Annotated in this window: 13 protein-coding genes, 1 tRNA gene and 1 pseudogene; 12 read left to right on the top strand and 3 right to left on the bottom strand. The window is 68.8% G+C overall.

Annotated elements, in window-relative coordinates; translation table 11 throughout:
* Positions 1-240 precede the first annotated feature (240 nt).
* The 3 genes from rplM (at position 241) to A7A76_RS20545 (ending at position 1227) form a co-directional block, all read left to right on the top strand.
* Positions 241-669: a 50S ribosomal protein L13 gene (gene rplM / locus A7A76_RS20555; RefSeq protein WP_074862335.1), complete on the top strand. Its 429-nt coding sequence runs from the start codon at positions 241-243 to the stop codon at positions 667-669.
* A 15-nt stretch (positions 670-684) separates the two neighbouring features.
* Positions 685-1077, top strand: a complete 393-nt coding sequence (gene rpsI / locus A7A76_RS20550; RefSeq protein ID WP_074862338.1) for a 30S ribosomal protein S9 — start codon at positions 685-687, stop codon at positions 1075-1077.
* A 75-nt stretch (positions 1078-1152) separates the two neighbouring features.
* Positions 1153-1227: transfer RNA gene (locus A7A76_RS20545), tRNA-Gln, on the top strand.
* 258 nt (positions 1228-1485) lie between these two features.
* On the opposite strand, the gene A7A76_RS20540 is transcribed toward A7A76_RS20545, so the two are convergent.
* The gene (locus A7A76_RS20540; RefSeq protein WP_206413056.1) at positions 1486-1989 is read right to left on the bottom strand and encodes a GNAT family N-acetyltransferase; all 504 of its coding nucleotides are present in this window, start codon (positions 1987-1989) and stop codon (positions 1486-1488) included.
* A gap of 240 nt (positions 1990-2229) precedes the next feature.
* Here A7A76_RS20540 and A7A76_RS20535 point away from each other — a divergent pair, with 240 nt between their 5' ends.
* Together A7A76_RS20535 and maiA are read left to right on the top strand one after the other, a co-directional pair.
* Positions 2230-3210, top strand: coding sequence for a fumarylacetoacetate hydrolase family protein (locus tag A7A76_RS20535; protein ID WP_206413055.1), 981 nt, complete (start codon positions 2230-2232; stop codon positions 3208-3210).
* A gap of 239 nt (positions 3211-3449) precedes the next feature.
* Positions 3450-4112 carry a maleylacetoacetate isomerase gene (maiA, locus tag A7A76_RS20530; RefSeq protein ID WP_206413054.1) on the top strand — a complete coding sequence of 221 codons (663 nt, stop codon included), beginning with the start codon at positions 3450-3452 and terminating at the stop codon, positions 4110-4112.
* A gap of 186 nt (positions 4113-4298) precedes the next feature.
* Here maiA and A7A76_RS20525 read toward each other — a convergent pair whose 3' ends face one another.
* Positions 4299-5414, bottom strand: a complete 1116-nt coding sequence (locus A7A76_RS20525; RefSeq protein WP_074862350.1) for a PilT/PilU family type 4a pilus ATPase — start codon at positions 5412-5414, stop codon at positions 4299-4301.
* A gap of 103 nt (positions 5415-5517) precedes the next feature.
* Between A7A76_RS20525 and A7A76_RS20520 the strand changes: the two genes are divergently transcribed.
* The 4 genes from A7A76_RS20520 to A7A76_RS20510 all read left to right on the top strand — a co-directional run bounded on the left by A7A76_RS20520 (position 5518) and on the right by A7A76_RS20510 (position 7384).
* Entirely contained in the window at positions 5518-5895 is a 378-nt protein-coding gene (locus A7A76_RS20520) for a DUF4398 domain-containing protein (RefSeq protein WP_206413053.1), read from the top strand.
* Positions 5892-6521 (top strand): hypothetical protein, encoded by a 630-nt coding sequence (locus tag A7A76_RS20515; protein ID WP_206413052.1) that lies wholly within the window; start codon positions 5892-5894, stop codon positions 6519-6521. Before A7A76_RS20520 ends, A7A76_RS20515 begins: the two co-directional genes overlap by 4 nt.
* A gap of 119 nt (positions 6522-6640) precedes the next feature.
* Positions 6641-6838: a DUF6053 domain-containing protein gene (locus tag A7A76_RS26965; protein ID WP_428995210.1), complete on the top strand. Its 198-nt coding sequence runs from the start codon at positions 6641-6643 to the stop codon at positions 6836-6838.
* Positions 6839-7168: 330 nt separating this feature from the next.
* Positions 7169-7384, top strand: coding sequence for a YdcH family protein (locus A7A76_RS20510; RefSeq protein ID WP_206413051.1), 216 nt, complete (start codon positions 7169-7171; stop codon positions 7382-7384).
* A 318-nt stretch (positions 7385-7702) separates the two neighbouring features.
* Here the strand turns inward: A7A76_RS20510 and A7A76_RS26960 are convergent, their stop codons facing one another.
* Positions 7703-7759 carry a DUF6053 domain-containing protein gene (locus tag A7A76_RS26960; protein WP_428995209.1) on the bottom strand — a complete coding sequence of 19 codons (57 nt, stop codon included), beginning with the start codon at positions 7757-7759 and terminating at the stop codon, positions 7703-7705.
* Between the two features lie 140 nt (positions 7760-7899).
* Here A7A76_RS26960 and A7A76_RS20505 point away from each other — a divergent pair, with 140 nt between their 5' ends.
* The 3 genes and pseudogenes from A7A76_RS20505 to A7A76_RS20495 form a co-directional block, all read left to right on the top strand.
* A complete protein-coding gene (locus tag A7A76_RS20505; protein WP_206413050.1) occupies positions 7900-9270 on the top strand; it encodes a pyridoxal-phosphate dependent enzyme in 1371 nt (456 codons plus the stop codon).
* Between the two features lie 357 nt (positions 9271-9627).
* Positions 9628-10809, top strand: a complete 1182-nt coding sequence (locus A7A76_RS20500) for a cystathionine gamma-synthase (protein ID WP_206413049.1) — start codon at positions 9628-9630, stop codon at positions 10807-10809.
* Positions 10810-10813: 4 nt separating this feature from the next.
* A pseudogene (locus tag A7A76_RS20495) lies at positions 10814-11080 on the top strand (hypothetical protein); the annotation flags it as partial.

Genomic DNA, 11080 nt, shown 5'->3' with positions numbered 1-11080 from the left:
CCGGACAGCGGCAGGCGGGCGCCGGTCGGGGCGGGCGGCGACGGGGCGGCGGGCATGCGCCGGATGCTAGCATGGGCGGTCCGGCCGTCTGAGCCGGCGACTTGCGCGAGGCGCGGGCGGCCGCTATCATTCCGCCTCTTGCGTTCCGTAATCCACAACGCGAGGCGAAGTTCCACCGCAGGTGCCCGCCTGGGCCGCGGACCGGAATCAGCCCGACCAGGCACCCATAGCAGACTCTCAATGAAGACCTTTACCGCTAAGAACGAGACCGTCCAGCGCGACTGGTACATCGTCGACGCGACCGGCAAGACGCTCGGCCGTCTCAGCTCGGAGCTCGCCCGCCGCCTGCGCGGCAAGCACAAGCCCGTCTACACCCCGCATGTCGATACCGGCGATTACCTGGTGGTGATCAACGCCGAGAAGATCGCGGTGACCGGCAACAAGCTGCAGGACAAGATGTACCACCGGTTCACCGGCTACATCGGCAACCTCAAGAGCGAAACCCTCGGCCAGGCGCTGGAGCGCCACCCGGAACGCGTGATCGAGATCGCCGTGAAGGGCATGCTGCCGAAGAACCCGCTGGGTCGCGCCATGTACCGCAAGCTCAAGGTGTACAAGGGCTCCGAGCATCCGCACGCCGCCCAGCAGCCGCAGCCGCTGGACATCTAAGGTAAAGGCACGAATATGGCTATCCAGCAGAACTACGGCACCGGCCGCCGCAAGTCTTCCACCGCTCGCGTGTTCCTGCGCAAGGGCGACGGCAAGATCACCATCAACCAGCGTTCGATCGAAGACTTCTTCGGCCGCGAGACCGCGCGCATGATCGTGCGCCAGCCGCTCGAGCTGACCCAGTCGACCGACAAGTTCGACCTGACCATCACCGTCGCCGGCGGCGGCATCACCGGCCAGGCCGGTGCGATCCGCCTGGGCATCGCCCGCGCGCTGGTCGAGTACGACGAATCGCTCAAGGGCGAGCTGCGCAAGGCGGGCTTCATGACCCGCGACGCGCGCGAAGTCGAGCGTAAGAAGGTCGGTCTGCACAAGGCGCGTCGCGCCACCCAGTTCTCGAAGCGCTAATCTTCGCAGGCTGGTCGTTCCGCGGCTTCAAATTGTTTTTGCAGTCGCGGAATTTTGCGCTAGAATCCGTTTTATAGCCCCGTCGCCAAGCGGTAAGGCATCTGACTCTGACTCAGACATTCGGTGGTTCGAATCCATCCGGGGCTGCCAAACAAGATCGCTGAGAGCCGCAAGGTTCCAGGCGCACGAAAAACCCGCCGCAAGGCGGGTTTTTTGTTTTCGGCGACGGCGAATGCCGCCGAAGGCTCCTGCAGGAGCGACGCAAGTCGCGACCGCGACACCACATCCGCCCGGAACCGCGTCGAACCCGGAAAGTACAACGGGAGGCATCGCGCGCGTCCGTTTTCCTCGGCGATCGTTGCGGCCGTGTCGCGGCTCGCGTCGCTCCTGCAGGAGCTTCGGCCAGCCTCAGTCGAGCCCGCGGATCAGGCTGATTTCGTCACGCAGCGGGATGCCGTGGCGGCCGAGCAGCGGGATCGCCGGGTCGGCTTCGCGCTCCAGGTCGATCGCGCCGGGCACCAATCGATGCAGGCGAAAACCACGGCGCTGGTAGAAGCGCAAGGCATCGAGGTTGTCGTTGGTCGTGCGCGTCAGCAGCCGTGCCAGGCCCAGCGCGCGGGCGCGCTGCGCGGCGCGTTCGACCAGCGCGGTGCCGAGGCCGGCGTGGGCGCGGACCGCGTCGAGGGTGACGATCTCGCAATGCCCGCTTTCGTCGAGCAAGGTGATCAGCCCGGCGATGGCCTCGCCGTCGCAGGCGATGAAGCCGGGCAGGGCGGCGGCGTCGATGGCGCGGCCGTCGAGCTGGATCGTCGCGCTGCCCCAGCGTCGCTGCAGGAAGGCGCGGATCCGCTCGCGGTCGCGCGGTTCGATCGCGCGCAGCGCGGCGTCGGCGGAAGAGGCGGTGGCGTTCATGCCCGAACTCTAACCAGCGGCGCGGACCCGAGGTGAGGCCCGACTCTGGCGGATGCGCCCCATCGCCCGGCCGCCCCTCGGCAAGCGGCCGCGGCTGGCCCACAATCGCGCCGATGGCCGGGTGACCGGCTGCCGTGGGGCTTGCTCGCCCCCTCCGACGCGCCCGGCAAATCCGTTACAATTGAAACCATTGGCGCCGCCTGGCGCCCTGAACCGACTGCACCGAACCTCGAGGCCTGGATGAAACTCGGATCCCTGAAGGAAGGCGGCCGCGACGGCACGCTGATCGTCGTATCGCGCGACCTGACCCGCGCCGTGCGCGCCACCGGCATCGCCGACACCCTGCAGCGCGCGCTGGAAGATTGGTCGAACGCGGCGCCGCGCCTGAACGCGTTGTCCGATGCGCTCAACGACGGCCGCGCCGACGGCGGGTTCGATCTCGACTTCGCCGCCCTGGCCGCGCCGCTGCCGCGCGCCTACGAATTCGTCGACGGCAGCGCCTACCTGCCGCACGTCGAGCGCGTGCGCCGCGCGCGCGGCGCCGAAGTGCCGGAGAGCTTCTACGTCGATCCGCTGATGTACCAGGCGGTCAGCGCCGGCTTCTACGGCCCGCGCGACCCGGTACGCGTGCCCGACGAGGCCTACGGCATCGACCTGGAAGCCGAAGTGGTGGTGATCACCGACGACGTGCCGATGGCGGTCACGCCGGAGCAGGCCGCCGGCCATATCCAGCTGGTCGGTTTGGTCAACGACGTTTCGCTGCGCAACCTGATTCCGAACGAACTGGCCAAGGGCTTCGGCTTCCTGCAGTCCAAGCCGCGTTCGGCGCTGAGCCCGGTGTTCGCGACGCCGGACGAACTCGGCCCGGCCTGGATCGACAGCAAGGTGCACCGCCCGCTGACCACGCACATCAACGGCGAATGGTTCGGCGCGCCCGAAGCCGGCATCGATATGCAGTTCAGCTTCGCTCAGCTGGTGGCGCACGCGGCCAAGACCCGGCCGCTGTCGGCCGGCACCATCGTCGGCTCGGGCACCGTCGCCAACGAGGACACCTCGCTCGGCGCGTCGTGCTTCGCCGAGAAGCGCACGGTGGAAACGCTGGAGCATGGCAAGCCGCTGACCCCGTTCATGAAGTACGGCGACGTCGTGCGCATCGAGATGCTCGATGCCGCCGGCGCCAGCTTGTTCGGCGCAATCGAGCAGCGCATCGAGAAGCCGTAAGCGCCGGCGCACTGCGTGTTCATCGAAGGAACGGGCGCGTGCGCGTCCGTTCCTTTTTCGTTGCGCGTCCGCTTGGCGGCGCCGCGCGCGTGACGAACGGCGGTCCGCGCCGCGTCGGCGCCGGCTAAGGTGCGCCACGCGTCGCGCAAACGTGGCGCGCGTCGCAAGCGCGCGCGGCGCCGACCCCGCCGCCGCCGCTTCCCCGTTAACCTGATTCGGTTTCCCAGCAAGGCCTTCCGGTGAGCGATCAACTGCGTCTTTATTCGTACTGGCGTTCCAGCGCGTCCTATCGCGTGCGCATCGGCCTGAACCTCAAGGGCCTGGATTACGAGATCGTTCCGGTGCATCTGGTGCGCAACGGCGGCGAGCAGCACGATCCGGCCTATCGCCAGCTCAATCCGCAAGGGCTGGTGCCGGTGCTGCAGCACGGCTCGCGCACGCTGACCCAGTCGATCGCGATCCTGGAATACCTGGACGAAGTCTGGCCGCGCCCGAACCTGCTGCCGGCGACCGCGCGCGACCGCCACCGCGTGCGTGCGATCGCCCAGACGATCGCCTGCGAGATCCATCCGCTCAACAATCTGCGCGTGCTGCAATACCTCGACGGCACCTGGAACGTGCCGCAGCCCGAGCGCGACGGCTGGGTCAAGCACTGGATCGGCGAAGGCTTCGCTGCGGTCGAGGCGATGCTGTACGACCATCCGGCCACCGGCACCTACTGCGAAGGCGATGCGCCGGGGCTGGCCGATTGCTGCCTGATTCCGCAGCTCTACAACGCGCGCCGCTTCGGCGTGCCGCTGGAGGCGTATCCGACCCTGTTGCGGATCGAGGCGGCGTGCCTGGAGTTGCCGGAGTTCGATCGGGCGCGGCCGGAGAACCAGCCGGATCGGCCGCCGGCTTGAGCGGGGCTCGCGATCCGGCACAAGAGCGTCGGGGCTGAAGCCCCTCCCACAACCGCTCGGGTGCCGTCCCGAAGGCTTCTGCTCTTGTGGCAGGGGCTTGCGCCCCGACGCTTTCCGCTCAGGCAGTCGCGCCTCCCCAGCGAAAACGGCCGCCCGAAGGCGGCCGTCGTGCGTCGTGCGATGCGCTCAGTGCGTAGCCGAGGCGTCGTACATGTCGGCGTAAGGATCGTGTTCGCCGGTGCCGCCCTCCGACAGGCGGAACTTCAGCGCCAGGCCGTCGCGCGAGTCGGCCGCCTTGAGCGCCTCCTCCATCTCGATCTTGCCTTCCTTGTACAGCCGGAACAGGCACTGGTCGAACGACTCCATGCCGTCTTCCAGCGATTCTTCCATCGCCTGCTTGATCTCGTGCACCTGGCCGCGGCGCATCAGGTCGCGGATGTGCGGAGTGTTGATCAGCACTTCCGCGGCCGGGATGCGGCGGCCGTCGGTGCCGACCACCAGGCGCTGCGAAATCACCGCCTTGAGGTTCAGCGCCAGGTTCATCAGCACGTTCTTGTGCGCGGCCTCGGGGAAGAAGTTGAGGATGCGCTCGAGGGTCTGGTCGGCGTTGTTGGAGTGCAGCGTCGCCAGGCACAGGTGGCCGGTTTCGGCGAAGGCGATGGCCGCCTCCATCGTGGTGGCGTCGAGGATTTCGCCGATCAGGATCACGTCCGGCGCTTCGCGCATCGCGTTCTTCAGCGCGTTGTGGAAGGCGTGGGTGTCCAGGCCGACCTCGCGCTGGTTGACGATCGACTTCTTGTGCTTGTGCAGGTACTCGATCGGGTCCTCGATGGTGAGGATGTGGCCGGCGGTGTTGCTGTTGCGGTGGTCGATCATCGAGGCCAGCGTGGTCGACTTGCCCGAGCCGGTCGAGCCGACGATCAGCACCAGCCCGCGCGGCGCCATGATGATGCTCTTGAGCACCTGCGGCAGCTGCAATTCCTCGATGCTGGGGATCACGCTGCGGATCGCGCGGATCACCATGCCGACTTCGCCGCGCTGCTTGAACACGTTGATGCGGAAGCGGCCGGCGTCGGGCAGGGCCAGGGCCATGTTGAGTTCGAGGTCGCGTTCGAACTGCGGCACCTGGCCTTCGTCCATCAGCGAATAGGCGATCTTCTTGACCATGCCCGGCGGCAGGCCGGTGTTGCCGAGCGGGTACAGGCGCCCCTCGACCTTGATGTAGACCGGCGCGCCAGTGGTCAGGAACATGTCCGACGCGTTCTTTTCCGTCATCAGCTTCAAGAAATAGCCGATGTCCATGCGTTCTCACCCCGTTGTTGACGCGGCCGGCCGTTGCAAGCAGGCTGGCGGCTTGACGACAATGTTCACCGCGCGTCTTCCCTTCCGCACGGCACTCCCCAGAATGTCCGCAAGCTTCGCACAAATTCGTTTGCCGCTGCTGGCCGCAGTTCTCGCTTCGGTCCTGGCCGGCTGCGCCTCCACGCCTCCGCCGACCGGCGAGCTGTCCGCGGCCCAGCAGGCGGTCATGCGCGCCGACGACGCCGACGCCGACCAGTATGCGCCGCAGGACCTCAACGCCGCCCGCAGCGCGCTCAGCGCGGCCCAGGGCGCGCTGTCGCAGCGCAAGGACGAGGACGCCCGGCGCCTGGCGCTGCGCGCCACGGCCGAGGCCGACCTGGCCCTCGCCCGCAGCAAGGAGGCGATCACCAACGCCGAGCTCAACCAGCGCCGGGCCGAAGTGACCGAGCTGCGCCGCCGTCTGCAGGGAGGTGGCCAGTGAGCCAGCGTGAGTTCGCCTTGCGCGCCGGCCTCGCCGCCGCGCTGTCGCTGGCCGCGTTCGGCGCGGTCGCCGCGCCGCCGGACGATCCGGAGATCGGCCGTTTGTCGCAGCGCCTGACCGTGCTCGAGGCCAGCCCCGACACGGCCCAGGTCGGCACGTTCGAGCGCTACCGCGCGCGCCAGGCGATCGAGGACGCGCGCCAGGCGCGCAGCCGCGACCGCGCCGAGGCGGTGCGGCTGGCCGACCGCCGGGTCGAAACCGCCGAGATCGTGGTGCGCACGCAGTTGGCGCAGCGCGAGCTCGATCGCCTGGATCGCGAACGCAGCGAACTGCTGGTCGAAGCCAGCCGCCGCGACGCCGACCGCGCCCGCGCCGAAGCCGAGCGCCTGCGCGTGCAGGCGCAGATCCAGGCCGAGGAGGCCGAGCGCCTGCGCCAGGCCGCCGACCAGGAAGCCGCGGCGCGGCAGCAGGCCGAGGGCCTGCTCGACGACGTCGCCGGCAAGCAGGCGGCCAAGCTGCGCGCCGCGCGCGAGCGCGACGCCGAACTGGCGCGCAAGGAAGCCGAGCTGCTCGGCACCGACGCGCCGCCGGCGACGCCGCCGAAGCCCAAGCCGAAGAAGAAGTGAGCGCGGGCGGGGCGGGGCCCCGCATTCGCAGGATCGCCGACGAGCCGGGCCAGCGCCCGGCTCGTTGCGTTTTGGGATGCGCGGACCCTGGCGCCAGCGTGCGTCCGCCGCGCTCGGGAATGAGTGTGGGAGGGGCTTTAGCCCCGATGCTTTCCGCTCCGGTCGCGGCGAACTGGTCCAAGAGCATCGGGGCTGAAGCCCCTCCCACAACCGCCCCGTTTGGCCTGGCGGAAGGCTGCGCCCGACGGGCGGCCAAAGCCAGGCGGGGCATGGCTTTGCGCTGCCTGGTGCTTGCAGCGGGGCTGCGGGCGCCTTAGGAAAAAATCAACAAAAACATTGCTTTGCGCGCACATCGAGCCATTCGTCGGAGACATGGCCGGAACCTGAAACCGCTTGCAGCGCGCCCTTGCCGGAACCGGGGCACAGGAGTAGGGTCGGTTATCCGAGCGGTGCGAATAACGCTCGGCGAAGAGCCAGGCCGATGACCGAAACGCCCTTTCCGCAAGACTCCGGTGCCGCCCACGAGGGCGCGGCCGGAGTTCGTGAAGCCGGCGCCGCGCCTCGCCTGACCCACCATCTCACGCTCCCCCCGCAACGCCCTGGCCGAAAGGCCGGGGCGTTCGCATTCGCGCTGAAGGAGGCTTTTCATGTTCGAAGAACGACCGCAGCCTGAAATCGACGCGCTCATCAAGAGCATCCCCGAGTTCAAGCAGCTGTACCAGCGGCACAAGGATCTCGACAAGAAGGTCATGGACGCCGAGCTCGGCGTGTTGCCGATCGACGACACCACGCTCGGACAGATGAAGCGCGAAAAGCTGGCGGCGAAAGACCGCCTGATCCAGCTGTACGACCAACACCACTGAGGCATCCGCATCGCCCGCGTCGCCCGTGAGGGCGCAGCGCGGGTGCGGGCTCCCGGCGCGCTGCCGGCGGCCCGCCGGCCGGCGCGGAGCCGGCCTGAGCTTCAAGCATCGATACCCGGGCGCGGCCGAAGGCCCCGCCCACGGAGCCGGCGCCCGCCCGCGGCGCGGCCTCCAGACTCAGCGCGGGCGGCGGCGGCCATCCTCGTCGGCCGCCGCCGTCCGCGGCTGATACTTCGATCCATTCGCCCTTCGCCTCCGCCTGTCTGGGCGGGGGCTCCGCCTCAGCGTTCTTGTGGGAGGGGCTTCAGCCCCGATGCTTTAGTGTCGGCTCGCCGCGATCGGAGCGGAAAGCATCGGGGCTGAAGCCCCTCCCACAAGGAAGCCCTCCCGCAAGAGGCGGGGTTTCGGGGCCGAAGCCGCCGCCACAAGCGCGGTGAGGCACCCTGCGCGAACCGCGCCGGCGGCCCGGCTAGAATGGTCCGATTCGCCGCACGGTAGCGGCTCGCAGGAATCGCATGGCCATCCACAACTCGGTACTCGAACTCATCGGCAACACCCCGATCGTCAAGGCGCAGCGCCTGGATACCGGCGTGTGCGAGCTCTACCTCAAGCTCGAATCGCAGAACCCGGGCGGCTCGATCAAGGACCGCATCGGCCTGTCGATGATCGAGGCGGCCGAAAAGGCCGGCAAGATCAAGCCCGGCGACACCCTGGTGGAAGGCACCGCCGGCAACACCGGCATCGGCCTGGCCCTGGTCGCCCAGCAGAAGGGCTACAAGCTGCTGCTGGTGGTCCCGGACAAGATGAGCCGGGAAAAGATCTTCAACCTCAAGGCGATGGGCGCGCAGGTGGTGCTGACCCGCTCGGACGTGGCCAAGGGCCATCCGGACTACTACCAGGACCTGGCCGAGCGCATCGCCCGCGAAACCCCCGGCGCCTACTTCATCAACCAGTTCGGCAATCCCGACAACCCGGCCGCGCACGAGTTCGGCACCGGGCCGGAAATCCTGGCGCAGATGGGCGGCCAGCTCGACGCGATCGTGTTCGGTTGCGGCAGCTCCGGCACCATGACCGGCCTGTCGCGCGCCTTCGCCAAGCTTTCGCCGTCCACCGAGCTGGTGCTGGCCGATCCGGTCGGTTCGATCCTGGAGGAGTACATCAACCGCGGCACGTTGTCGGACAAGTCGGCCAGCTGGATGGTCGAAGGCATCGGCGAGGACTTCCTGCCGCCGATCTCCGACTTCACCCGGGTCAAGCAGGCCTATGCGATCAGCGACAAGGAAAGCTTCCTGACCGCGCGCGAGCTGCTGGAGAAGGAAGGCATCCTCGGCGGTTCCTCGACCGGCACCCTGCTGGCCGCGGCGCTGAAGTACTGCCGCGAACAGACCGAGCCGAAGAAGGTGCTGGTGTTCGTCTGCGACACCGGCAACAAGTACCTGTCGAAGATGTACAACGACTACTGGATGCTCGACAACGGCTTCATCCAGCGCGAGCAGCACGGCGACCTGCGCGACCTGATCCTGCGCCCGTACTCGCAGCGCGACACCGTGGTGGTGGGCCCGAACGATCTGTTGGTGACCGCGTACCAGCGCATGAAGCTGTACGACGTGTCGCAGCTGCCGGTGATGGACGGCGAGAACCTGGTCGGCATCGTCGACGAAAGCGACGTGCTGCTGCATGTGTACGGCGATGAGTCGCGCTTCCGCGATCCGGTGTCGACCGCGATGGTCAGCAAGCTCGACAAGATCCAGGTCGGCGAATCGATCGAATCGCTGCTGCCGCTGTTCGAGCGCGGCCACGTCGCCATCGTCGCCGACGGCGACCGCTTCCTCGGCCTGATCACCCGGATCGACCTGCTCAACTACCTTCGTCGCCGGGTGCAGTGAGCCGGGCGGGGCGGGCGCGGCGGGTCCGGGTTCGCTGAGCCCGGCCCCGCGCCGAGCGCAGGCGGGGCCGCCCGTGTGTAGCGGCGTGCCTCGGCGGCGCCGGAACCGGGCCGGCGGCCGCGCGTTCAGCATGCCGTTTATGAATTTTCGTTCAGCTTGAATGGCGCGAAATTCGTGCGCTGCATCGCAGCGCCGCGGCCGTCCCGGCGTGCGATGGCGCGCTGCCTGCATCCCGCCTGAAGTGCCGTTTGCATGCCGCCGCGCGGGCCCGGGGGGCTCGCGGCGGCGATGTTAGAATTCGCGGTTACGTCCATCGGCCGACTGCACGGCCGGCCATACAGCGCACGGAACGAACCGATGAGCCAACAGCAGCCGCAAGACGGAGCGCGCAAGCCCGGCCTGGGCACCCTCGCGATCCACGCCGGCCAATCGCCGGACCCCAGCACCGGCGCGGTCATGCCGCCGATCTACGCGACCTCGACCTACGCCCAGAGCAGCCCCGGCCAGCACCAGGGCTTCGAGTACTCGCGCAGCCACAACCCGACCCGCTTCGCCTACGAGCGCTGCGTCGCCGGCCTGGAAGGCGGCAGCCGCGGTTATGCCTTCGCCTCCGGCCTGGCGGCGACCTCGACCATCCTGGAACTGCTCGACGCCGGCAGCCACGTCATCGCCATGGACGATGTCTACGGCGGCACCTACCGCCTGTTCGAGCGCGTGCGCCGGCGCAGCGCCGGCCTGGACTTCAGCTGGGTCGACCTCAGCGACGCGGCCAAGTTCGAAGCGGCGATCCGTCCCGAGACCAAGCTGGTGTGGATCGAGACCCCGACCAACCCGCTGCTCAAGCTCGTCGACATCGCCCAGATCGCCGACATCGCGCGCAAGCGCGGGCTGATCGTGGTGGTCGACAACACCTTCTCCTCGCCGATCCTGCAGCGCCCGCTGGAACTGGGCGCGCACATCGTCATGCACTCGGCGACCAAGTACCTCAACGGCCACTCCGACATCGTCGGCGGCATCGCCGTGGTCGGCGACGCGCCGGAACTGGAAGAGCAGCTGACCTTCCTGCAGAACGCGGTCGGCGGCATCCAGGGCCCGTTCGACAGCTTCCTCGCCCTGCGCGGCCTGAAGACCCTGCACCTGCGCATGAAGGCGCACTGCGAGAACGCGCAGGCGCTGGCCGAGTGGCTGGAAACCCATCCGTCGGTCGAGAAGGTGCTGTACCCGGGCCTGAAATCGCACCCGCAGCACGAACTGGCCAGGCGCCAGATGCACGGCTTCGGCGGCATGGTCAGCATTTACGTCAAGGGCGGCATGGACGGCGCGCGCCGGATGATGGAGCGCTGCCACCTGTTCACCATCGCCGAATCGCTCGGCGGCGTGGAAAGCCTGGTCAACCACCCCGCGGTGATGACCCACGCGTCGATTCCGCCGGAGCGCCGCGCCGCGCTCGGCATCACCGACAACCTCGTGCGCCTGAGCGTGGGCGTGGAGGACGTGGCGGACCTGCGCGACGAGCTCGAGCGGGCGCTGGGTGCCTGAAGCCATGAACGCGGACCGCCGCGCGCCCGCGCGCGACGGCGCGCCCACCGACACTGCGCCTACCGTGGCTTTCGACTTCGCCCACCGCCTGCTGGCCTTGTCGGCCTGGGTTCGCCGCCAGCGCTGGCTGCAGGGCCTGTATCGGCTGTTTCCGCAGCGCGCGCGCGACGGCGTGTCGTCGATCCTGGCCTACCGGGCCAGCCGGCGCGCGCGCTTCGTGCGCACGCCGGCGTGGTCGCGGCCGATTCCGCCGCTCGCCGCCGCGGCCGCC

Origin of the sequence: Lysobacter enzymogenes (genome assembly GCF_017168095.1) — a bacterium.
Classification (GTDB): domain Bacteria; phylum Pseudomonadota; class Gammaproteobacteria; order Xanthomonadales; family Xanthomonadaceae; genus Lysobacter; species Lysobacter enzymogenes_D.
The sequence above is the reverse complement of the archived record's forward strand: the minus strand, read 5'-3'. Positions and strand labels throughout refer to the sequence as shown.